The 22,327-nt window shown below is 68.4% G+C and carries 23 protein-coding genes; 9 read left to right on the forward strand and 14 right to left on the reverse strand.

Features of this window, described 5'->3' with window-relative positions; translation table 11 throughout:
• The 3 genes from trpS to secB form a co-directional block, all read right to left on the reverse strand.
• Positions 1 to 735, reverse strand: a 735-nt coding sequence (gene trpS / locus AADI75_RS04200; protein WP_341207866.1) for a tryptophan--tRNA ligase, incomplete at its 3' end; no start/stop codon positions are given.
• Between the two features lie 8 nt (positions 736 to 743).
• Entirely contained in the window at positions 744 to 2,330 is a 1,587-nt protein-coding gene (murJ, locus tag AADI75_RS04205; protein ID WP_341207796.1) for a murein biosynthesis integral membrane protein MurJ, read from the reverse strand.
• Positions 2,331 to 2,357: 27 nt separating this feature from the next.
• Positions 2,358 to 2,861, reverse strand: a complete 504-nt coding sequence (gene secB / locus AADI75_RS04210; protein WP_341207797.1) for a protein-export chaperone SecB — start codon at positions 2,859 to 2,861, stop codon at positions 2,358 to 2,360.
• A 191-nt stretch (positions 2,862 to 3,052) separates the two neighbouring features.
• Here secB and AADI75_RS04215 point away from each other — a divergent pair, with 191 nt between their 5' ends.
• From AADI75_RS04215 to AADI75_RS04225, 3 genes are read left to right on the forward strand one after another with little or no spacing between them, the layout of a single operon-like run.
• Positions 3,053 to 3,697: a Tim44/TimA family putative adaptor protein gene (locus tag AADI75_RS04215; protein WP_341207798.1), complete on the forward strand. Its 645-nt coding sequence runs from the start codon at positions 3,053 to 3,055 to the stop codon at positions 3,695 to 3,697.
• A gap of 26 nt (positions 3,698 to 3,723) precedes the next feature.
• Complete coding sequence (locus AADI75_RS04220) at positions 3,724 to 5,022, forward strand: MltA domain-containing protein (RefSeq protein WP_341207799.1); 1,299 nt, start codon at positions 3,724 to 3,726, stop codon at positions 5,020 to 5,022.
• A complete protein-coding gene (locus tag AADI75_RS04225) occupies positions 4,997 to 5,530 on the forward strand; it encodes a Smr/MutS family protein (protein ID WP_341207800.1) in 534 nt (177 codons plus the stop codon). The genes AADI75_RS04220 and AADI75_RS04225 overlap by 26 nt, the downstream gene beginning before the upstream one ends.
• On the opposite strand, the gene dapE is transcribed toward AADI75_RS04225, so the two are convergent.
• The gene (gene dapE, locus AADI75_RS04230; protein ID WP_341207801.1) at positions 5,513 to 6,646 is read right to left on the reverse strand and encodes a succinyl-diaminopimelate desuccinylase; all 1,134 of its coding nucleotides are present in this window, start codon (positions 6,644 to 6,646) and stop codon (positions 5,513 to 5,515) included. The two genes, AADI75_RS04225 and dapE, sit on opposite strands and share 18 nt — an antisense overlap.
• A 14-nt stretch (positions 6,647 to 6,660) precedes the next feature.
• On the opposite strand from dapE, the gene AADI75_RS04235 reads away from it, so the two are divergent.
• Positions 6,661 to 7,092, forward strand: a complete 432-nt coding sequence (locus AADI75_RS04235; RefSeq protein WP_341207802.1) for a cupin domain-containing protein — start codon at positions 6,661 to 6,663, stop codon at positions 7,090 to 7,092.
• Positions 7,093 to 7,094: 2 nt separating this feature from the next.
• Here the strand turns inward: AADI75_RS04235 and AADI75_RS04240 are convergent, their stop codons facing one another.
• Positions 7,095 to 7,757 (reverse strand): glutathione S-transferase family protein, encoded by a 663-nt coding sequence (locus AADI75_RS04240; RefSeq protein ID WP_341207803.1) that lies wholly within the window; start codon positions 7,755 to 7,757, stop codon positions 7,095 to 7,097.
• Between the two features lie 149 nt (positions 7,758 to 7,906).
• On the opposite strand from AADI75_RS04240, the gene AADI75_RS04245 reads away from it, so the two are divergent.
• Positions 7,907 to 8,074 carry a hypothetical protein gene (locus AADI75_RS04245; RefSeq protein ID WP_341207804.1) on the forward strand — a complete coding sequence of 56 codons (168 nt, stop codon included), beginning with the start codon at positions 7,907 to 7,909 and terminating at the stop codon, positions 8,072 to 8,074.
• 80 nt (positions 8,075 to 8,154) lie between these two features.
• On the opposite strand, the gene yihA is transcribed toward AADI75_RS04245, so the two are convergent.
• From yihA to AADI75_RS04275, 6 genes are all read right to left on the reverse strand, one after another.
• The gene (gene yihA / locus AADI75_RS04250; protein WP_341207805.1) at positions 8,155 to 8,805 is read right to left on the reverse strand and encodes a ribosome biogenesis GTP-binding protein YihA/YsxC; all 651 of its coding nucleotides are present in this window, start codon (positions 8,803 to 8,805) and stop codon (positions 8,155 to 8,157) included.
• Positions 8,802 to 10,505, reverse strand: a complete 1,704-nt coding sequence (yidC, locus tag AADI75_RS04255) for a membrane protein insertase YidC (protein WP_341207806.1) — start codon at positions 10,503 to 10,505, stop codon at positions 8,802 to 8,804. Before yidC ends, yihA begins: the two co-directional genes overlap by 4 nt.
• Before the next feature lie 44 nt (positions 10,506 to 10,549).
• Positions 10,550 to 10,762 (reverse strand): membrane protein insertion efficiency factor YidD, encoded by a 213-nt coding sequence (gene yidD / locus AADI75_RS04260; RefSeq protein ID WP_184032497.1) that lies wholly within the window; start codon positions 10,760 to 10,762, stop codon positions 10,550 to 10,552.
• Positions 10,759 to 11,112, reverse strand: a complete 354-nt coding sequence (gene rnpA, locus AADI75_RS04265; RefSeq protein WP_341207807.1) for a ribonuclease P protein component — start codon at positions 11,110 to 11,112, stop codon at positions 10,759 to 10,761. Before rnpA ends, yidD begins: the two co-directional genes overlap by 4 nt.
• Positions 11,113 to 11,159: 47 nt before the next feature.
• Entirely contained in the window at positions 11,160 to 11,294 is a 135-nt protein-coding gene (rpmH, locus tag AADI75_RS04270; RefSeq protein ID WP_028056723.1) for a 50S ribosomal protein L34, read from the reverse strand.
• 87 nt (positions 11,295 to 11,381) lie between these two features.
• Positions 11,382 to 11,666, reverse strand: a complete 285-nt coding sequence (locus tag AADI75_RS04275) for a hypothetical protein (RefSeq protein ID WP_341207808.1) — start codon at positions 11,664 to 11,666, stop codon at positions 11,382 to 11,384.
• Between the two features lie 90 nt (positions 11,667 to 11,756).
• Here AADI75_RS04275 and AADI75_RS04280 point away from each other — a divergent pair, with 90 nt between their 5' ends.
• Positions 11,757 to 13,265 carry a YifB family Mg chelatase-like AAA ATPase gene (locus tag AADI75_RS04280; RefSeq protein ID WP_341207809.1) on the forward strand — a complete coding sequence of 503 codons (1,509 nt, stop codon included), beginning with the start codon at positions 11,757 to 11,759 and terminating at the stop codon, positions 13,263 to 13,265.
• A gap of 223 nt (positions 13,266 to 13,488) precedes the next feature.
• Here AADI75_RS04280 and AADI75_RS04285 read toward each other — a convergent pair whose 3' ends face one another.
• Positions 13,489 to 14,811, reverse strand: coding sequence for a dicarboxylate/amino acid:cation symporter (locus AADI75_RS04285; protein ID WP_341207810.1), 1,323 nt, complete (start codon positions 14,809 to 14,811; stop codon positions 13,489 to 13,491).
• Between the two features lie 72 nt (positions 14,812 to 14,883).
• Between AADI75_RS04285 and AADI75_RS04290 the strand changes: the two genes are divergently transcribed.
• Positions 14,884 to 16,140, forward strand: coding sequence for a Xaa-Pro peptidase family protein (locus tag AADI75_RS04290; protein ID WP_341207811.1), 1,257 nt, complete (start codon positions 14,884 to 14,886; stop codon positions 16,138 to 16,140).
• A 3-nt stretch (positions 16,141 to 16,143) separates the two neighbouring features.
• Here the strand turns inward: AADI75_RS04290 and AADI75_RS04295 are convergent, their stop codons facing one another.
• The gene (locus AADI75_RS04295) at positions 16,144 to 16,860 is read right to left on the reverse strand and encodes a choice-of-anchor E domain-containing protein (RefSeq protein WP_341207812.1); all 717 of its coding nucleotides are present in this window, start codon (positions 16,858 to 16,860) and stop codon (positions 16,144 to 16,146) included.
• Positions 16,861 to 16,999: 139 nt separating this feature from the next.
• On the opposite strand from AADI75_RS04295, the gene alaS reads away from it, so the two are divergent.
• On the forward strand, positions 17,000 to 19,663 hold the full coding sequence (alaS, locus tag AADI75_RS04300; protein ID WP_341207813.1) for an alanine--tRNA ligase: 2,664 nt from the start codon (positions 17,000 to 17,002) through the stop codon (positions 19,661 to 19,663).
• A 334-nt stretch (positions 19,664 to 19,997) separates the two neighbouring features.
• Here the strand turns inward: alaS and AADI75_RS04305 are convergent, their stop codons facing one another.
• Positions 19,998 to 20,669, reverse strand: a complete 672-nt coding sequence (locus AADI75_RS04305; protein WP_341207814.1) for a hypothetical protein — start codon at positions 20,667 to 20,669, stop codon at positions 19,998 to 20,000.
• 158 nt (positions 20,670 to 20,827) lie between these two features.
• On the opposite strand from AADI75_RS04305, the gene radA reads away from it, so the two are divergent.
• The gene (radA, locus tag AADI75_RS04310; protein ID WP_341207815.1) at positions 20,828 to 22,195 is read left to right on the forward strand and encodes a DNA repair protein RadA; all 1,368 of its coding nucleotides are present in this window, start codon (positions 20,828 to 20,830) and stop codon (positions 22,193 to 22,195) included.
• The last annotated feature ends 132 nt before the right edge of the window (positions 22,196 to 22,327 follow it).

Here is a 22,327-nt window from a genome sequence, read left to right on the forward strand (position 1 = left end):
TTCCGGCCGCCCCTCCAGCTCCGCGAGGGTGGCGGGGAGAAGATCGGGGTCGGTCTTGGCCTTCCGGAACTTGTCGGCGATCACGTCGTCGCTGTCGACCAGCTTCACCACCGATTGCTCGGACGGGTTCGACTTCGACATCTTCGCGCTCGCGTCGCGCAGCGACATGATGCGCGGCGCGGCCTTGCTGACCAGCGGCTCGGGCAGGGTGAACAGCTCCACGCCAAAGTCGGTGTTGAACTTGGTCGCGATGTCGCGCGTCAGCTCCAGATGCTGCTTCTGATCCTCGCCGACGGGCACATGCGTCGCGTTGTAGAGCAGCACGTCGGCTGCCATTAGCACCGGGTAATCGTATAGCCCGACCGACGCGCCCTCGCGGTTCTTGCCCGCCTTGTCCTTGAACTGCGTCATGCGGTTCAGCCAGCCGACCCGCGCGACGTTGTTCAGCAGCCATGCCAGTTCGGCATGGGCCGGTACGCGGGCCTGATTGAACACGATCGAGCGCGCCGGATCGATCCCCGCCGCGATCAGCGTGGCGGTCATCTCAACGGTGTTGGCGGTCATCTCGGCCGGCGCGATGAATTCGGTCAGCCCGTGAAGGTCGGCGATGAAATACATCGTCTCGCCGCCTGACGCCTGGATGTCGTCCTGCATCGCCACCCATTGCTTCACCGCGCCGAGATAATTGCCGAGGTGGAGGTTGCCGGTCGGCTTGATGCCGGAAAGGACGCGCATATTGGTCATCAGGTGGAAGCTCTGCGACGAAGGAGGGTTTTCAGATCGGCGAGGCGATACGCCCCGGTAACGACGCACGCCAGCGCGTAGATGGCGACACCCGCGCCGACGAGGACGATCAGCGCGATCGCGCGGACCGCGAGCGCACCGGTCAGATAGGGATCCACATACGGGGCGACGAGCAGCAGCGCCGCGCCCATCAACAAGGCCGCGAGCGCCAGCCGCGGCACCTTGCGCCTGACCTGCGGATCGAGCGCGAAATGCCCGCGCCGTGCCAGCACGACATAGAGCGAGACGACGTTGATCGTGGAGGCCAATGCGGTGGCGAGCGGCGGCCCGATCTGCCCGATGTCCCAATGCGCGAGCGTCGGGATGAGGATCAGATTGCCGACCAGATTGATCGCGACGGAATAGAGCGCGAGCCGCACCGGCGTCTTCGTGTCCGCGCGCGCGTAGAAGCCGGGGGTCAGCACCTTCACCAGCACATAGCTGGGCAGGCCGAGCGAAAAGGCGGCGAGCGCCTGCGCCGCGCGTATCGTATCGCCGCCGTCGAACGCGCCGTGCTGGAACAGCCCGCGCACGATCGGCTCGGCCGCGAAAACGAACGCGGCGGTGGCGGGCAGGGTGAGGAACAGCGCGAGTTCGAGCCCGCGGTTCTGCGTCTCCATCGCTTCCGCCTCGCGACCTTGCGACAGCAGGCGCGATACGACCGGCAACAGGATCGTGCCGAGCCCGATCCCGATCAGGCCCAGCGGCAGCTGGTTGAGCCGGTCGGCATAATAGATCGCCGAGATCGACCCCGCCGACAGCAGGCCGCCGGCCAGCGCGGTCGAGATCGCGAGATTGATCTGCGCCGCGCCCGCGCCGGTTGCGGCGGGGACGATCAGCTTGAGCATCTGCTTGACGTCGTCGTCGATGCGGGGGCGACGCAGCTTCAGGCTCACGCCCGCGCGTCGGCATGCCCACCACAGCCATGCCAGCTGGAGCGCGCCGCCGACGGTGACCGAGATCGCCTGCGCCCGCGCGGTCGCATAGGGATCGCCGCCGTGGAAGAAGATCAGCGCGCCGACCATCGCGATGTTGAGCAGGATCGGCGCGGCGGCATTGACCCAGAAGCGATGCAGCGAGTTGAGGATGCCGCCCAGCAGCGACACCAGCGAAATCAGCAGCAGGTAAGGGATGGTGAAGCGCGACAGCGTCACCGCGAAGGCGAATTGCTCCGCCGTCGGATGCTGGCGATCGAACCCACCGGACAATGCCCAAGTGAGCGGCCACGCCGCCGCGAGCATCAGCGCGGTCATCACCAGCAGCACCGGGAACAACAACGCCAGCGCGCGTTCCGCGAAGTCCACCCCCGCCGCGGTTCCGCCGCCTTCCGCGACCTTGCGGTTGAACAGCGGGATGAACGCCGCGGAGAACGCGCCCTCCGCGAACAGCGCGCGGAACATGTTGGGCAGCCGGAAGGCGACGAAGAACGCGTCCGACGCGAAGCTCGCGCCGACATAGCTGGCCTGCAACGTGTCGCGAACCAGCGCCAGCACGCGGCTGACCAGCGTCAGGCCGCCGATCGAGCCAAGCGCACGGGCGAGGTTCATCCGTCGATCCTCGCCCGCGTCGTCAGATCAGGCCTGGCCCGCGTCTTCGGCGCCGAACGACACGCCCTGCGCCTGCGCCTGCTGAAGGAACAGCGCGTTGAAGTCGATCGGCTCGAGCAGCAGCGGCGGGAAGCCGCCGTCGCGGATCGCATCCGCGACGACGCGGCGCGCGAACGGGAACAGCAGGCGCGGGCCTTCGCCCAGCAGGAACGGCTGGACATGGTCGGCCGGCACGTTGCGCAGCCCGAACAGCCCGGCATAGGACAGTTCGGCGATGAACGCGGTCTTGCCGCCGGTGGTGGCGCGCACCTCGATCTTCAGCGTGACCTCGTGGACCTCGTCGGCGACCTGCGCCGCGCCGATGTCGAACTGCACGTTGATCTCGGGCGCCTGCGGCTCCTGATAGATCGCCGGCGCGTTCGGGTTCTCGAACGACAGGTCCTTCACATATTGCGAGATCAGCCCTGCGGCCGGTGCCGTGTCGGCGCCGTTGGCCAGCGGTTCGCCGCCTGCGTTGCCAAATTCGTCCATCGTCCTACCCCTATCGTCAGGCTCGGCGCGCGCCGATGCGGCGCCGCGCGGGAAAGTGTCGGGCGGTTAGCAGTGCCCCGCGGATGTGACAATCGCGGATGCGGTCCTCGGCGGATACAATAGGCGGGTCGGGCGATTTGATGTTCGGTGCCCACGCGCCTATGTACGCACACCAGCTTACTGGAGTTGCCGTGTTCTACGTTGTCCTGCTCGCCATGGTCGCCGGCTTTCTGGCGCTGCGACTCTATTCGGTTCTGGGCAAGCGCTCCGGCCATGAACAGCCGCTGCCCAAGCCCGCCGAGGAGCGGGTGGCGTCGGTAGCGGTGCCGCGCGCGATCGAACCCGCCGCTGAAATGCGGGAGCCTGCGACGCGGCCGTTCGACACCGCGACCGAGCCCGGCCTGCGCGCGATCGTGTCGGCGGAGCCGAGCTTCGACGTCACGCGCTTCCTCGAAGGTGCGAAGTCGGCGTATCGCATGATCCTCGAAGCGTTCTGGCGCGGGGACGAGGCGGCGCTGCGCGATCTGGTCAGCGACGACGTCCACGCCGCGTTCGCCGAGGCGATCGAGACGCGCAACGCGCAGGGGCAGGTGCTCGACAACCGGCTGATCGCGATCGAGCGTGCGACGATCGTGTCGGCGGGCGTGGCGAACGGCGAAGCGCGCGTCGCGGTGCGTTTCGATGCCGACATTGCCGCGGTGACGCGCGATGCCGAGGGCAATGTCCTTGCCGGCTCGACCAGCGACGCGGTGCAGACGCATGACGTCTGGACCTTCGTCCGGACCGTCCGTGCGTCGGACCCGAACTGGATCCTCGCCGACACCGACGAAGCCTGAGCCGAAAACGACAAGGGGGTTTGGGGGTGCGGACCAAAGCGACGCTCGCAGTGGCGGGCGCCCTGTTGATGGCTGGCTGCGTCGGGCCGGGCGGGCGTTCGGTGCCGCCGTCCCCCGCGCCGCGCCCCGTCGCTTCGCGGCCGGTGCCGACGACCCTGCCGGCACGACCGTTGGCGGTGCGCCAGCCGGTCGCATCGGTGCCGCTTCCGGCGTTCACGGCCAATGTCGTCCCGGGCGCCACCACCGCGGCGCTGGCCGGGCTGACCCCCGCGATCGATCTGGCGACCGTCCCGCTCGATCCCGCGCAGGCGAGCGCCGCGCTCGCCGCCTTCCGTATCTCCTGCCCGAGTCTCGTGCGCCGCACCGACACGTCGGGGATGACGATCCCGACCGATTGGCAGGCCGCCTGCACCGAAGCGGCGCGCACCGATCCGTCGTCGGCGGCGGTATTCTTCCAGCGCTGGTTCGAGGCGGTGCAGGTCGGCGACGGTCGCGCCTTCGCCACCGGTTATTACATTCCCGAAATCGCCGGTTCGCGCCGTCCGCGCACCGGCTATGTGCCGATCTACGGGCGACCCAATGATCTGATCGAGGTCGATCTGGGCGCTTTTTCGCCGACCTGGACCGGCAAGAAAATTCGCGGACGTGTCGATCGCATGGCGCTGGTCCCCTATTTCGATCGGACGGCGATCGAGGAGGGTGCGCTCACCGGCCGGGCGCCGATCCTCGGCTATGCCGCCGATCCGGTCGAGCTGTTCTTCCTGCAGGTGCAGGGCTCGGGCTTTATCCGGCTGGACGAGGGCGGCGTGCTGCGCATCGGCTATGACACGCAGAACGGCCGCGACTATACGGGCATCGGCGCGCTGATGAAGAGCCGCGGGCTGCTCGGTCCGGGTCAGTCGTCGATGCAGGGGATCGTCGCGTGGCTGCACGCCCACCCCGACGAGGGCCGCGCGATCATGCGCGAGAACAAGAGCTACGTCTTCTTCCGCGAGCTGACCGGCGCACCGCAGGGCGCGCTCGGCCTGCCGGTCAGCGGCGGTGCCACAGTCGCCGCCGACCCGAAGTTCGTGCCGCTCGGCGCGCCGGTGCTGCTGTCGATGGATCGCACCGACGCGAACGGCATCTGGATCGCGCAGGACACCGGCGGCGCGATCAAGGGCAGCAACCGCTTCGACACGTTCTGGGGCGCGGGCGAGGAAGCACGCGCGATCGCCGGCGGGATGAGCGCGCACGGCACCGCGTTCGTGCTATTGCCGCGCGGCAGCTACGCGCGCTGGCGGGCAGGGCAGGCGGCGAGTGGCGGCACGACGCCTCGGCCCTGACGAGGAGGCGCTGTGGGCGCGGGTGCGCGCAACCGTGCGCGCGATGCCGGGGCGCAAGGTCGCCGCGCCATCGCCCGAACGGCTGCCGCTGCCCGCGCCGAGCAAGGCGATGTCGGTCCCCAGCGTTCCTACGCCGCCCCCGTCGCATGCCCGTCGCGAACCGGGGCATACCCTTGACGGCGGGTGGGATCGGCGGCTCGCGGGCGGGGTGGTCGCCCCGGATCGCACGATCGACCTCCACGGCCACACGCTCGCCAGCGCGCATGCGGCGCTGGAGATGGGGCTAGGGCAGGCGCTGATGCACGGCGACCGGGTGATCCTGCTCGTCACCGGCAAGCCGCCGCGCCCCGAAAGCCAGCGCCCGCACGCGCGCGGCGCGATCCGGGCTGCCATCCCGGACTGGCTGCGGCTTTCGGCCTATGCGGGGATGATCGCCGCCGTCCGCAACGCACACCCACGCCACGGCGGGGCAGGCGCGCTGTATGTGGTGCTACGCCGCCGCCGCTGAAAAGGCGCGTTGGATAAACTGCGTGTAGATGTCGGTCAGCTGTTCGAGATCGGCGACCGACACCGCCTCGTCGGCCTTGTGCATCGTCGCGTTCAGCAGCCCGAACTCGACCACCGGGCACAAGGCGCGCAAGAAGCGCGCATCTGAGGTGCCGCCCGTGGTCGACAGCTCGGGCGTCCGGCCGGTCACGTCGAGGATCGCGGCAGAAACCAGCGCGGAGAGCGGACCGGGCTCGGTAAGAAACGCCTCGCCCGAGATGCGCGGCGTGACGATCGCCTCCGGCGCGTGGCGGTGCACGATCGCCGTAATCCGCTCGGCGAGATCCCGCCCGCGCTGGAGATCGTTGAAGCGGATGCTGATCCGCGCCGTCGCGCGCGCCGGAATGACGTTGGTGGCAGGATTGCCGACCGTCACGTCGGTAATCTCGAGGTTCGACGGCTGGAACCAGTCGCTGCCCTGGTCCAGTATCAGCGCGTCCAGCTCGGCGAGGATCGCGATCAATCGGGGGATCGGGTTGTCGGCCAGATGTGGGTAAGCGACATGCCCCTGACGTCCGGGCACCTCGATCCAGATGTTGACCGATCCGCGCCGCCCGATCTTCACCATGTCACCCAGCGCCGCGACCGAGGTCGGCTCGCCGACGAGGCACAGGTCGGGAAGCAGCGCGCGCTCGTGCATCCGCTCGATCAGCGCAACCGTGCCGAACGTCGCCGGGCCTTCCTCATCGCCGGTGATGATGAGCGTCAGTCGCCCCGCATCGGCGGGAATGCGCGCTGCCGCAGCGACGAACGCCGCGACCGCGCCTTTCATGTCTACCGCACCGCGCCCGACCAGCAAGCCGTCGCGCAGGTGCGGTGCGAAGGCATCGGCGCTCCATCCGTCGCCGGGCGGTACGACATCGACATGGCCCGCAAAGGCGAGATGCGGCCCCTGCGCGCCCCGCGTGGCGAGCAGGTTCTCGACCGGACCGTCGGGCGCATCGCCGCTGATCCGCCGTTCGACCGCGAAGCCGAGCGGCACCAGCGCTTGCTCCAGCACGTCGAACACCGGCCCACGCGCGGGGGTGACGCTTTCGGCCCCGATCAATAGACTGGCGAGTTGAACGACATCGATCAACAAGAGGGCTCCCTATGCCGAAGCTGGACATCGACGCCGTACCGCCAGCCCAGGGCAGCGACTATCCGCCGCCCTTCGCCGCCGCGGCATCGGAGCGGCTGGTGCGCGATCTGGCGGCGGCTGGCGGCCTTGAGGATTTCGTCGCGACGCATGTCACGATCCCGCCCGGCGGCTGGTCGTCGCAACGGCATTGGCACGAAGGCGAGGACGAGATCGTCGTGCTGCTCTCCGGCACCGCGACGCTGGTCGACGACGATGGCCCGCGCGCGATGCACGCCGGCGAGATCGCGGTGTTCCGCAAGGGCGACGGCAACGCGCACCACCTTCGCAACGACGGGGACGCGCCGTGCGTGGTGTTCGCGGTCAGCCTGCCCGAACGCTCGACCGTCCATTATCCCGACATTGCGATGCGCTGGTCGCCCGCCACCGGCTACGCAAGCGACTGACATCAGGCGACGGGCTGTTCGAACTTCTCGATCACCCATTCCTCTTCCTGCGCGCCGGCGATCCAGTCCTGCATGAACGGATGCTGGAGCACCGCCATGACATAGGCGGCGGCGAAGCGCGGGGTGGGAAGCGAATAGGTCGCGATCCGCGTGCACACCGGCGCGAACATGATGTCCGCCGCGCCGAACGCGCCGAACAGGAAGTCGCCGCCGCTGCCGAACCGCGCACGCGCCTGCGCCCATAGTTCGAAGATGCGCGTCAGATCGGCGCGCACATCCTCGTCCGGCGTGACCGGGGGATAGACCTGACGGACGTTCATCGTGTGCTTGCGACGCAGCGCGGCGAAGCTGGAATGCATCTCGGCCGCCATCGATCGCGCCATTGCGCGCGCCGCTTCGTCCGCGGGCCAGAACGGCTCGCGCCCGACCTTGTCGGCCAGATAATCGACAATCGCGAGGCTGTCCCAGACGACCGCCTCGCCGTCCCACAGGATCGGCACCTTGCCCGAGGACGGCGCGAATTCGTCGCCCTCGCGGCGGCGATCCCATTCGTCGTCGTAGAGCGGGACGACCACTTCCTCGAACGGCAATCCCGATTGCCGGCACGCGAGCCAGCCGCGCAGCGACCAGGAGGAATAGGCCTTGTTGCCGATGATGAGCTTCATGCCGCCCGGAGTAAGGGGCAATGGCGCGCAGGGCAACGCCGTCCGGGATTTTGCCGAGCGGCGCGTTAACCGCCCTCGTCCATCGGCTGTCAGTCACCCGTCGGTAGGACGGGTGCCAAGAGAAGGATCGTCACCGAAGGAGCATTGTCATGGCCAGCTTTTCCCCGACCGACGCTGCGCTCAGCGCAACGGCACCCGCGTTCGTGCAGGCGCCGACCTTCGTGTTCGTGGCGAACGCGCCGGCTCCGAGCCGCTCGGAAGTGCTCCGCCAGCAGATCGAAGCCGCCCGCACCGCGCGCCGCGCCTCGATCTGGTAAGAAGCGCAGCCCCGGACTTGATCCGGGGCGGCGCTTCTTCGTCAATCGTGTAAAAGCGGGCGTCCGGATCGAGCCCGCGCTCAGCCGATCGCCTCGATCACCGCCGCGCGCAATTCTGGTATCCCCATCCCGCCCTCGCTGGAGGTGACGATGATCTCGGGGTGCGCCGCCGCGCGCTTGCGCGCCTCGGCCTCGGTCGCGGCGACGGTCACCGCGAGGTCGCTGGCCTTCACCTTGTCGGCCTTGGTCATCACCAGCCGGTAGCTGACCGCCGCGCGGTCGAGCATCTCCAGGACCTCGCGGTCGACGTCCTTGATCCCGTGCCGGCTGTCGATCAGCACCAGCGCGCGCTTCAGCGCCTGCCGTCCGCGCAGATAGTCGTTCACGAGGAACCGCCACTTCTTGACGATATCCTTCGGCGCCTTGGCGAAGCCGTAGCCGGGCATGTCGACCAGCCGGAAGGCGAGCGGATCGCCGACATCGAAGAAGTTCAGCTCCTGCGTCCGCCCCGGCGTCACCGAGGTGCGCGCCAGCGCCTTGCGCCCGGTCAGCGCATTGAGCAGCGACGACTTGCCGACGTTCGAGCGCCCGGCGAACGCCACTTCCGCCACCTCGTCGGCGGGCAGGAAGTCCAGCGCGGGCGCGGACTTCAGGAACTCGATCGGCCCGGCGAAACGCTTACGCGCCGCCTCGATCGCGTCCTCGTCGAACCGGGGATTGACGTCGCTCACTTCGGCGACGCGTTCTTGAGTTGCGGATGGCGGCTGTAGAGCCACTTCTGCTGCAGGATCGAGATGCAATTGGTGGTGATCCAGTAGATCTGCAGCCCGACCGCGAAGGGCGCCATCACGAACATCAGCACCCACGGCAGGATCGCGAACACCTGCTGCTGCGCCGGGTCCATCTGCGTCGGGTTGAGGCGGAACTGGAAGAACATCGAAATGCCCAGCAGCACCGGCACGACGCCGATCGCGAGGAAATGCGGCAGCGTGATCGGGATATAGCCGAACAGGTTCAGGATCGTCGCGGGATCGGGCGCCGACAGATCCTTGATCCACAAGGCGAACGGCTGGTGCCGCATTTCGATCGTCAGCATCAGCGCCTTGTAGAGCGCGTAGAAGATCGGGATCTGGATCAGCGACGGCAGGCAGCCGGCGAGCGGATTGACCTTCTCCGTCTTGTACAGCGCCATGATCTCCTGCTGCTGGCGCTGCTTGTCGTCCTTGTAGCGCTCCTGGATCGCCTTCATCTTCGGCTGGAGCGCGCGCATCGCCGCCATGCTGGCGAACTGACGCTGCGCGATCGGGAAGACCAGCAACCGGATCGTCAGCGTCAGGATGATGATTGCGACGCCGAAATTGCCGACGAGCCGGAACAGCCAGTCGAGATAATAGAAGATCGGCTTCTCGACCAACCGGAACCAGCCCCAGTCGATCGCATAGTCGAGCTTCGTGACCGCACCGGTGTCGGTGTAGCGGTCGAGCAGCTTCACTTCCTTGGCGCCCGCGAACAGCTTGGCGGTCTGCGTCAGCTGGCGGCCGGGTGGCAGCATCTGCGGCGCGGTCGTGAAGTCGGCTTGGTAGGCGTTGTTGGCACCGGCGCGGAACTGCCCGTCGAACGCGCGGCCCTGATCGGGGACGAGCGCCGCGAGCCAGTATTTGTCGGTGAAGCCCAGCCACCCACCGGTCGTCGTGAAGCGCGTCGGCTCCTTGTCGACGTCCTTGAAATTGGGATTGTAATGCGCCGCACCGTTATTGACCGACATCGGCCCGGTGTGAATCGTCATGCTGTCGGGGTCTTTCGACACGCCGACGCGGCTGACGAGGCCATAGGCCGCGACCGGCACCGCCGCGCCGCCGCCATTGGCGACGGTCTGCTTGACGGTGAACAGATAGTCGTCGTCGACCGCGATCTCGATCGCGAACCGTTGCCCCTGCGGGTTACTGGCGGTCAGCGTCACGGGCTTGCCCGGGGTCAGCACCGGTGCCGAGGCGGTCCACACCGTGTCGGCGGCCGGCGGGGTGAGGCCATCGGCACGCCAGCCGAAGCCCGCGAAATACGCGTCCTGCGTCCCCGCGGGCGAGAACAGCCGGATCGGCGGCGAGTCCTTGGCGATCGACTCCTTGTAACGGGTCAGCACCAGATCGTCGATCCGCGCGCCCTTCAGGTTGATCGAGCCTTTCAGCGCGGGCGTGTCGATCCGCACGCGCGGCGTCTCGGCCAGCACCACGTTGCGGTCGCGCAGCGCAGCGGGCGAGTCGGCGGTCGGGTCCGCGGCGGGGTTGGGCAGCGGCTTGTTCTTGCCGTCGACCATCTTGGTCGCGGGCGGGTTCGCCGTCGGGAAGACGCGGCTCTGGATCAGCGGCCATCCGAACAGGATCAGCGCCGCGATCACCGCGAACAGCACGAAGTTCTTGCTCTCGTCCTTCACCAGCGTCCCACGCTTTCCTTATGGCACCGGATCATGCCCGTGCCTTATGGCACCGGATCATGGCCGTGCCCGCCCCAGGGATGGCACCGCGCGATCCGGCGTATTGCCAGCCAACTACCTTTGCCCGCGCCATAGCGGCGAAGCGCCTCGATTGCATAGGCGGAACATGACGGCTGAAACCGGCACGAAGGCGGGAGCAGGACCGACGGCCCCAGCTGCCACCCGCGGGCGAGCAGGATCAGCACGCGCGCGATCACCGTTTCGGCCGCGATCGGTTGCCACCCGGCGCGACGCTTCGGCTCTTCGCCAGCGCCTTGGCCAGATGCTCGCGCAATCCCGCATAATCGGAGGTAAGCGCCGCCTCGCGCCCGATCAGCACGTGATCGGCGCCGGGCCAGCCATGTTCGGGCAGGATTTCGCGCGACAGCGCGCGGAAGCGCCGCTTGATGCGATTGCGCACCACCGCGTTGCCGACCTTCTTGGTGACGGTGATGCCGATCCGCATCCTCGTGTCGCCATCGTCGCGCGGGTGCACCAGAAGCACGAAGCCGGGCATCGGCACCCGACGCCCGGCATTCGCGGCCAGATACTCCGGCCGCCTGGTCATCCGCCCGACCGCGGCCGAAGCCACGGGCAGGCGGGTTTCGGTCGTGCTTACGCCGACAGCTTCTTGCGACCGCGCGCGCGACGCGCCCGGATCACCGCCCGGCCGCCGACCGTGGCCATCCGCGCACGGAAGCCGTGACGGCGAGCGCGCACCAGATTGCTCGGCTGAAAGGTCCGCTTCATCGTTCATGTCCCGAAATCGAATGTCGAAGGGCCGCCCAAGCGGACGGCCCGAAAGAAGGACGCCGTTAGGGGAGGCTGCCGCCAAAGTCAACGCGCCGCGGCACGATCGCGTGCGCGTCGCCGCAATGCGCTGCGCCGGCGGAGCGCGACATCCACCATCCCGCCGATTCGCGGCCAGCGTCGTTTGGCGCGCGCGAACCACAGCCGGCTGCGTGGCGAGTTGCGCAGGATCAGGATCAGCCCCGCGGCCATCGGAAACACGCCGCCCGGCCCCGGCAAGGGCGCGATCAATGCCGCGAGCAGCAGCAGCAGCCCGCCGAGCAGCAATTGCGCGTATCGCAGGGCCGGATGGCGGCGGATCATGCGGGCCATGTGGCGCGGGTGTGTTGCAGTTGCAAGTCACCGTTCGGCCATTTCGCCGCGCCGCAAAGCCGCTATGAGGCGGGCGGGGACGGGGGGAACATGGTCGCGATCGTATCGACGGTAGCCTATCTGGGGCTGGAGGCGCGCAGCGTCGAGGTGCAGGTGCAGCTGATCCCCGGTCTGCCCGCCTTCAACGTCGTCGGGCTGGCCGACAAGGCGGTCGGCGAAAGCCGCGAGCGCGTGCGCGGCGCGATTGCGGCGATGGGACTGTCGCTCCCGCCGAAACGGATCGCGGTGAACCTGTCGCCGGCCGATCTGCCCAAGGAAGGCTCGCACTTCGACCTGTCGATCGCGCTCGGGCTGCTCGCGGCGATGGGGGTGGTCGATGCCGAGGCGCTGGCCGATTATGTGATCGTCGGCGAACTCGGGCTCGACGGGCGCCTCGCGCCGTCGCCGGGCGTGCTGCTCGCCGCGCTCCATGCCGCGGAGACGGGCAGGGGGCTGATCTGCCCCGCCGCGCAAGGCAGCGAGGCGGCGTGGAGCGGCAGTATCGAGGTGATCGCCGCCCCCGATCTGCTCGCGCTGCTCAACCATCTGAAAGGTCACGGCCTGCTCGCCTTGCCGACGCCCGGCGACGTGCAGGAGGCGCGCACCGGCCCCGACCTGCGGCAGGTCAAGGGACAGGAAGTCGCCAAGCGCGCCTTGGAAATCGCCGCGGCCGGCGCACACAACCTGCTGTTCGTCGGCCCGCCGGGCGCGGGCAAGTCGCTGATGGCCGCGTGTCTGCCCGGCATCCTGCCGCCGCTCGACCCGGCCGAGGCGCTGGAGGTATCGATGGTCCAGTCGGTCGCGGGCACGCTACCCGGCGGTACGCTGACCCGCACGCGCCCGTTCCGCGCACCTCACCATTCGGCGAGCATGGCGGCGCTCACCGGCGGCGGGCTGAAGGTGAAGCCGGGGGAGGTCAGCCTCGCGCATCACGGCGTGCTGTTCCTCGACGAGCTGCCCGAATTCCAGCGCGCCGTACTCGACTCGCTACGCCAGCCGCTGGAAAGCGGCACAGTCAGCGTCGCCCGCGCCAATGCGCATGTCACCTACCCGGCGCGCGTCCAGCTGATCGCGGCGATGAACCCGTGCCGCTGCGGCCATCTCGGCGACGCGTCGCTGGCCTGCGCCCGCGCTCCGAAATGCGCGGCGGACTATCAGGCCAAAGTCTCTGGCCCGCTGCTCGACCGCATCGATCTGCACGTCGAGGTCGCCGCGGTCAGCGCCGTCGATCTCACCTTGCCGCCCCCGGCCGAAGGCTCGGCGGAGGTCGCGGCCCGCGTCGCGGCCGCGCGCGCGATCCAGGGTGCGCGATTGGCGGAGAGCGGCCTGCGCACGAACGCGGAACTCGATGGCGAAAACCTCGAACGTTTCGCGACACCCGACGCCGCTGGACGCGAGTTACTGGCGCAGGCGGCGGTCGCAATGAAGCTGTCGGCACGCGGCTACACCCGCATCCTGCGGGTAGCCCGGACGATCGCCGATCTCGCCGGCGCAGGCACGATCGGCCGCCTGCACATTGCGGAGGCGCTTAGCTACCGGCGGCAACCACCACGGAATTGAGCCAATAAGGACGGGGCAATAAGGGCGGGGAAAGAGAAGAAGGATTGTTCGCGCAGAGGCGCGGAGGCGCAGAGAGGTTGTGGGTGTCGCCATGTCCCGAGCCGCCATCGGCGGCTCCTGCATCTGCAACGGTCGAGAGTGACGCTTCGCGTCGTACAACCACGACCTCTCTGCGCCTCCGCGCCTCTGCGCGAACCACTTCTTCTACGCGTCCCCCTGAACCTCAAACCTCCCGGAAACTCTCCACCTCACGCGCCGGCCCGTGCCCCGAAGGCGCCGCCGCCCCTTCCACCACGACCGGTTCGCGCGGATCGAGGCCGCCCTCCCATTTCGCGATCACCGCGCTCGCCACGGCATTGCCGATGACGTTGGTCGCCGTGCGACCCATGTCGAGGAAATGGTCGATCGCCAGCACCAGCAATAGGCCCGCTTCGGGCAGCTTGAACATAGGTAGCGTCGCCGCGATCACCACCAGGCTCGCGCGCGGCACCCCCGCGATCCCCTTCGACGTGACCATCAGCACCAGCAGCATCGTCACCATCTGCCCCAGCGACATGTCGATGCCATAGGCCTGCGCGATGAACAGCGACGCGAAGGTCATGTAGATCATCGACCCGTCGAGGTTGAACGAATAGCCGAGCGGCAGCACGAAGCTGGCGATCCGCGGCGGCACCCCGAAGCGGTCGAGCGCTTCCAGCATCCGCGGGTACGCCGCCTCCGACGACGCGGTCGAGAACGCCACCAGCAACGGCTCGCGCACATAGCGGATCAGCTCGCGGATGCGCGCGCCGATGAAGAGAAAGCCGATGCCCAGCAGCACCGCCCACAGTACCAGCAAGGTCAGGTAGAAGCTGCCCATGAAGTACGCGAGCTGCCCGATCACCGCCGGTCCGCGCTCGGTCAGCGTCCCCGCCACCGCCGCGAACACTGCGACCGGTGCCACGCGCATCACGTAATCGGTCACCTGCAACATGACGTGCACCAGCGCGTCGATCGCCTTGACCAGCGGCTGCGCCTTCTCGCCGACCGCGGTGATCGCAACGCCGACGAACACCGACATCACGACGATCTGCAGAATTTCGTTCTTCGCCATCGCATCGACCATCGAGGCGGGGACGATGTGCGTGAAGAAGTCCTTGAGATTGAACGCCGCCGTCGCCAGCCCGGTGGCCTCACCGACCGGAGGCAACGCCAGCCCGATGCCGACGCCCGGCTTTAGCAGGTTGACCATCACCAGCCCCAGCGTCAGCGACAGCAGGCTGGCGGTGATGAACCACGCCAGGCTCCGCGCCCCAATCCGCCCGAGCGCGGCGGTATCACCCATCTGCGCGATTCCCGATACCAATGTCGCGAAGACCAATGGCGCGATGATCATCTTGATAAGGCGCAGGAAGATGCTGGTCAGGATCGAGAAATAGCCCGCGATCTCGGTCAGCCGCACCTGCGCGGCGGGCGAGCCGTCGTCGAGCCAGGTGTTGAGCACCAGCCCGACGATCAACCCGAGCACCAGCCCGCCAAGAATATAAAGGGTCAGCCGCTTGGCCATTCATCGCTCCCGTTTGTGCCGACAGGGAAGGGGATTGCGGCCGCTCGGTCAAGCACCGTATCGTCCGCAACCATGTTCCTTCCTCGCTTCCGCCCTTCGCGACGGGCCGTTCTGGGCGGTGCCGCCGCCCTGCTCGCTACCTCGATCGTGCGGGCCGCCGAGCCCGATCTCGCCGGCCTTTCCGATATGACCGGCGGCGCGGTGCCGATCGGGGTGGAGGAGCGCGCGCGGCGGCTGGCGCGCGCGCAGGCCTTGATGAAGGCGCAGGGGATCGCTGCGTTGCTAATCGAGCCGGGGTCGAGCCTGATCTATTTTACCGGCGTCGCCTGGCATCGCAGCGAGCGGCTGACCGCGGCGGTGGTCCCGGTCGAGGGCGATCCCTGCATCGTCACGCCGTTCTTCGAGGAACCCTCGGTTCGCCAGACGCTTGCCGTCCCGGCCGAAGTGCGCGTGTGGCAGGAGGATGAGGATCCGCTCAAGATTGTGGCCGGTTTCCTGCGCGATCGCAAACTGGCGGGCCGCACGATCGGTATCGAGGAGAGCGCGCGCTTCTTCGCGTTCGAGGGGCTGGCGCATGCGCTGCCCGGTGCCAGGCTGGTCAGCGCCAACCCGGTCGTCCGCGGGTGCCGGATGATCAAGACGCCGGCCGAGATCGCGCTGATGCAAAGCGCCACCGATGTGACGATCGCCGCATACCGATGGACTCACCCGCGTGTCGAGGCGGGCATGACCGGCGCGCAGATCGGGGCGTTGATGACCGCAGCGACGAAGAAGCTCGGCGGCGATCCCGAATTCTCGATGGCGCTGATCGGCCCCGCCGCGGCGCTCCCGCACGGCAGCCGCGAGGTGATCCGTGTCGCCGATGGGGAGGTCGTCCTGATGGACTGCGGCTGTACCGTACAAGGCTATCAATCCGACGTCTCGCGCACCTGGGTGCACGGCACCGCCACCGCCGGGCAGCGCACGGTCTGGGATCAGGTGAAGGCCGCGCAGGCGCTTGCGTTCCGCACGGCGCGGATCGGGGTCGCGGCTGGCACCATCGACGACGCGGTGCGCGGCTATTACGAGAAGCTCGGCTATGGCCCCGGGTACCGGCTGCCCGGCCTGTCGCATCGCACCGGGCACGGGATCGGCATGGACGGGCACGAACCGGTCAATCTCGTTCACGGCGAAACCACGCCGCTCGCCGCCGGCATGTGTTTCTCGGACGAGCCCGGCCTTTATCTGCCCGGCCGGTTCGGCGTGCGGCTGGAGGATTGCTTCCACATGACGGCCAGCGGGCCGGCGTGGTTCAGCACCCCGCCGGCCTCGCTCGACCGTCCGGTCTGACCGTCAGCCGACGGCCGGCAACCGGCGGCGGCGACGCAGCGCCGCGCCCGTGGCGGCGAACCCGGCGATCATCAGCGCCCAGGTGCCCGGCTCCGGCACCGCCGGCGTGTAGTCGTAGGTCAGCGTATAATTCGCGCTGCCGCAGAAGTCCTCGCCCGGCGCGCTGGCGTTGCCATTGTAGACGGCGCACCCGCCCCGCAGCTGATTGATGGTGCCGCCCGCGGGTATCCCGGTAAAGCTGGTGTCGCCTGACCCGACCGTCTGCCCCAGATCGTAGCCGTTAAACCTGATCCGCTGGCTCAGGAACTGCGCCGTATCGAACTGGAGGGTTGCCGTGCCGGTCGCGGTGACCCCGAAGAAGCCGAAATCATATTCACCGTCGCTCCGGTCGAGCGGCACGACGGCGCTGCCCGACCCGGTCAGCGCCACGAGCGGATTGCCGAGCGCATCGTTGTTCGACTCCAGACGCCAGTTGCCGGCGATGGTCCAAGAGACGTTCGCGGTGGAAGCGCTGCCACTCGGCGCCCCGACGACCCAGCCGCGCGTCTTGGCGAGCTTGATCGTCAACGTGACCGTGTTCAGCGTGCCCGCACGGCTATCGAACGCGTCAAATCCGCGCGACGCCCCCTGTTCGCTGTCGAATTGGATCAGGGTCGCCGCCGACGCACCGCTCGCGACCGTCGTTGCGCAAACCGCAGCGAGCGTCAGTAAATGCCTCATTCAGCTTACCCCCGATTCGTCGACGGCGACTTTGCATACATAGATGAGGGAGACAATCGCGCGGAGCGCCGCACGCGACGAACCGAACCGCGCACCGGGGCTCTAGGCAGCGCGGCCTTCGCGGATTAAGTCGAGCGCCATGACCGCTACCAACGACATTCGCCGCTCGTTCCTCGACTATTTCGGTTCGGCCGGGCACCAGATCGTGCCCTCGGCGCCGCTGGTGCCGCAGAACGATCCGACGCTGATGTTCGTCAATGCCGGCATGGTGCCGTTCAAGAACGTCTTCACCGGGCTCGAAACGCGGCCGTACAGCACCGCGACCTCGTCGCAGAAATGCGTCCGCGCCGGCGGGAAGCATAACGATCTCGACAATGTCGGCTACACTGCGCGTCACCATACCTTCTTCGAAATGCTGGGCAATTTCAGCTTCGGCGACTATTTCAAGGAACAGGCGATCACCCACGCCTGGACGTTGCTGACCAGGGAATGGGGGCTGCCGGCCGACCGGCTGACCGCCACCGTCTTCCATACCGACGATCAGGCGTTCGAGCTGTGGAAGAAGATCGCCGGGCTTCCCGATCACCGCATCATCCGCATCCCGACCAAGGACAATTTCTGGGCGATGGGCTCGGACGGGCCGTGCGGGCCCTGCTCGGAGATCTTCTACGACCACGGCGATCACATCCCCGGTGGCCCCCCGGGCAGCCCCGACGAGGACGGCGACCGCTTCGTCGAAATCTGGAACCTGGTGTTCATGCAGCATGTGCAGGAGGCCGATGCGATCGTCGGCGACCTGCCGCGGCCGTCGATCGACACCGGCATGGGGCTGGAGCGTGTCGCGGCGGTGCTGCAGGGCGTCACCGATAATTACGACACCGACACCTTCAAGGCGCTGATCGCCGCGAGCGGCGCGTTGACGCACACGCACACCACCGGCGACAATCAGGCGAGCCACCGCGTCATCGCGGATCATCTGCGCTGTTCGGGCTTCCTCGTCGCCGATGGCGTGCTGCCTGCCAACGAGGGCCGCGGCTATGTGCTGCGCCGGATCATGCGCCGCGCGATGCGCCACGCGCACCTGCTCGGCGCCAAGGAGCCGCTGATGCACCGCCTGGTGCCGGCGCTGGTCGCGGAGATGGGCGCGGCCTATCCCGAACTGATCCGCGCCCAGCCGCTGATCGAGGCGACGCTGCGGCAGGAGGAGACGCGCTTCCGCCAGACGCTCGACAAGGGGCTGCGGCTGCTCGATGATGCGACGGCGGGGATGAGGCCGGGCGACACGCTGTCCGGTGACACCGCCTTCCGCCTCTATGACACCTATGGCTTTCCGTACGATCTGACCGAGGACGCGCTGCGTGCGCAGGACTTCAAGGTCGACCGCACTGGCTTCGATGCCGCGATGGCCGAGCAGAAGCGCGCCGCGCGCGCCGCGTGGAAGGGCTCGGGGGCGAAGGCGTCGGACGATCTGTGGTTCGATCTGGTCGAGGAAGTCGGCGCGACCGAATTCACCGGCTATGGCAGCGACGTCGGTGAAGGGGTGGTGCTCGCGCTGGTCAAGGACGGAAAGCGTGTCGATCACGCCGCGACTGGCGACACGGTCGACGTGATCGTCAACCAGACCCCCTTCTACGGCGAGAGCGGCGGTCAGGTCGGCGATGCCGGTATTATCAGCAGCGACAACGGGTTGCGCGCCGACGTTGCCGAAACCTCGAAGCAGCTCGGCAAGCTGTTCGTCCACCATGCGACGATCGCCTCGGGCGCGCTGAAGGTCGGCGATACCGTCAAGCTGGCGATCGACGTCGCACGCCGCGCCGCGATCCGCGCCAATCACTCCGCCACGCACCTGCTGCACGAGGCGCTGCGCCAGAAGATCGGCACGCATGTCGCGCAGAAGGGGTCGTTGGTCGCGCCCGAGCGGCTGCGCTTCGACGTGTCGCACAACAGCGCGATGACCGCCGACGAACTCGCCGAGGCGGAGCGCGCGGTCAACGCACAGATCCGGCGCAACGGCAGCGTCGAGACGCGGCTGATGACCCCCGACGAGGCGATCGCCGAGGGCGCGATGGCGCTGTTCGGCGAAAAATACGGCGACGAGGTCCGGGTCGTCTCGATGGGCAGCGAGGACGACGGCAAGACCTATTCGATCGAGCTGTGCGGCGGCACCCATGTCCGCGCGCTCGGCGACATCGGCGTATTCAAGATCGTCGGTGAGAGCGCGGTGTCGTCGGGCGTGCGCCGTGTCGAGGCGCTGACCGGCGAGGCGGCGCGGCAATGGCTGAACGCGCGCGACGAGAAGCTCCGCGAAGCGGCGGCAACGCTCAAGGCCTCGCCAGACGAGGTGCCCGCGCGCGTCGCGGCGCTGGTCGAGGATCGCCGCCGGCTCGAGCGCGAACTGGCCGAGGCGAAGAAGGCGCTGGCGCTCGGCGGCGGCAGCGGCGGTGCAGCGGCCGGCCCGGAGACGGTCGGCGGGGTCGGCTTTGTCGGGCAGGTGCTCGACGGCTTCGAGGCGAAGGGACTGCGCGGCGCGGTCGACGATGCCAAGGCGCGCGTCGGCTCTGGTGTCGCGGCATTGGTCGCGGTCAACGATGGTCGCGCCTCGGTCGCGGTCGGCGTCACCGCCGATCTGGCCGGTCAGATCAGCGCGGTCGACCTGCTGCGACAGGCGGTCACGGTGCTCGGCGGGCAGGGCGGCGGTGGCCGCCCCGACATGGCGCAGGGCGGTGGCCCGGACGGCGACAAGGCCGCCGATGCGATCGCCGCGATCCGCTCCGCGCTGGAAGCACGTACGGTCGCCGCTTGAGGCTACGTCGCCCCGGACCTGATCCGGGGCGGCACTTCTGCCGCCGATAGGCAATCGCTCCAGAGCCGACGCCAGCTACCCACGTCCGTCATTGCGAGCGAAGCGAAGCAAGCCAGAGCCGGACCAGGATGCCCTGGATTGCGTCGCTACGCTCGCAATGACGATCGGCTGTCCCAAGCCATCGCTTGCGCACGCGTCATCCCGCGATTCCGCTCCGTCGCTCAGTCCGCCCGCAACGCCCGATCCAAACGAACGAAACGCCGCCCGTGCCTGACCGCACGGACGGCGTCTCGCCAAGGCCGACGGCGGGGCCGGAGCCCCGCCGCCACCCAACTCAGCGCGGCTTGCGCTTGGACTTCGCCGGTGCCGCGGTCTCGGTCGTCACCGCTGCCGCCGTGTCGGCGGTCGCGGTCGTTGCCTCGGTGGCGGCACCCGCCGCCGCCGTCGCGCCCGCTGCCGGTGCCGCGGCCGACATCGCCGCCTTCAACTGCGCCGCGGTCATGCCGAGCACGATGCCTTGCGGTCCCGGACCGAAGCCGGTCACCGGCAACACCGCGTCACCATCGGTGGTGGTCAGCGTCACGCCGCTGGCGTCGACCGACTTGATCGTGCCCAACTGCGTCCCGCCGGTGCCGTAGACGGTCGCACCGGGCACCAGCTTCGACTTGAATTCGGCCGATGCCTGCGCCTGCTGCTGGCCGGCGGCGGCCTCCAGTTGCGCCTTGGTCATCGCCAGCACCGGTCCCTGCGCACCCTTGCCGAGCGACGTCAGCGGGATTGCGGCCTTTACGGTGCCGGTATTGACGACGGCGTTGGTGCCGTCGGTCGACTCGACCGTGCCGACCACGCCGCCCGACGTGTCGTAGACGGTCGCACCGGTGGTGACGGCGGCGCCCGCCGCTGCGGTGGTCTGGCCGGCCGCGGGTGCCTGGGCCGGGGCCTGTGCAAGGGCGGCGCCGGGGATCAGCGCAGCAGAGGCCAGGGCGAGAACGGCGAAATGCTTCACGAGGAACTCCTTTACTCGTTGGCAAAATCTAGGTCGGGAGCAAACGGTCGGCCCCGAACAGGGTTCCGGTTTTGTGACAATCCGCCTTGCCCTGCGATGAACGTCTTGTTCACCTTAAGTATGTTCCCTGATCGTTCCTGATGCGCTAGGTGCAAACAATGGCGAAGGTTCAAAAAAGATTTGTCTGCCAGTCGTGCGGATCCGTCAGTCATCGCTGGCAGGGGCAGTGCGTGGATTGCTCCGAATGGAACACGCTGGTCGAGGAAGCGCCGCTCAACGCTACGCCGTTCCAGGCAAAGCATAATCTGCAAGGCGGCGGGCGGATGATTGCGATGACCGCGCTTGACGCGCAATCGGTGCTGCCCGACCGGCTGCCCTTCGGAATTGCGGAATTCGACCGTGCGCTGGGCGGCGGGCTGGTGGCGGGATCGGCGACGCTGATCGGCGGCGATCCGGGGATCGGCAAGTCGACCTTGCTGTTGCAGGCGGCTGCCGCGCTGGCGCGCGCCGGTCATGATGTCGCCTATGTCTCCGGGGAGGAGGCGTCGGACCAGGTGCGCCTGCGCGCGCAACGATTGGGGCTTGGCGACGCCCCGGTGCGGCTCGCGGCGGCAACATCCACGCGGGACATCCTGACGACCTTGGGGCATGGCACGCCGCCGCGGCTGCTGGTGATCGACTCGATCCAGACGATGCATTCCGATCTGATCGAGGGTGCACCCGGTACGGTCAGCCAGGTGCGCGCCACCGCACAGGAGCTGATCCGCTTCGCCAAGGAACGCGGCACCGCCGTGGTGTTGGTCGGTCACGTCACCAAGGACGGGACGATCGCCGGCCCGCGCGTGCTCGAACATATGGTCGACACGGTGCTCAGCTTCGAGGGCGAGCGCAGCCACCAGTACCGCATCCTGCGCAGCCTCAAGAATCGCTTCGGCGGCACCGACGAGATCGGGGTCTTTGCGATGGCAGGCGACGGATTGGTCGAGGTATCAAACCCTTCCGCGCTGTTTCTCACGCAGCGTGACGAAGGCGTGACCGGGGCGACCGTGTTTCCGGCGCTGGAGGGTACACGGCCGGTGCTGGTCGAGATCCAGGCGTTGGTCGTGCGGGTGGCGAGCGGCGCGACGCCGCGTCGGTCGGTGGTCGGCTGGGACTCAGCGCGGCTGGCAATGATCCTCGCGGTACTGGAGGCCCGGTGCGGGCTCAGCTTCTCGACGTGCGAAGTCTATCTCAACGTCGCCGGCGGCTATCGCATCCAGGATCCGGCCGCCGATCTTGCGGTCGCTGCGGCGCTGGTCTCGGGGCTCAGCGAACGCCCGGTGCCTGCCGACGCGGTCGCGTTCGGCGAGATCGCGCTGTCGGGTGAGTTGCGTCCGGTCGCCCATGCGCCGCTGCGATTGAAGGAAGCGGCCAAGCTCGGGTTCGAGCGCGCGCTGCTTCCGGCGGCGGTCGAGCGCGGTGCGATGCGGCAATCCGCCTTTCGGACGCTGGGCCAATTCGTCGATCATCTGCTCGGGCGTGGATGAACAATGCTGTCCTACAGCGTCCAACATCGGGCAGGCTGGCGGTCCGGCGGGGCAGCAACCGTCGCCCGGAGCAGCGGCGCAACCACCGTTTTGCGCTACCTTCGCCAACATCCGGCCCTAGCCGATCGCGGG

The sequence above is a fragment of the uncultured Sphingomonas sp. genome (genome assembly GCF_964021865.1).
Taxonomy (GTDB): domain Bacteria; phylum Pseudomonadota; class Alphaproteobacteria; order Sphingomonadales; family Sphingomonadaceae; genus Sphingomonas.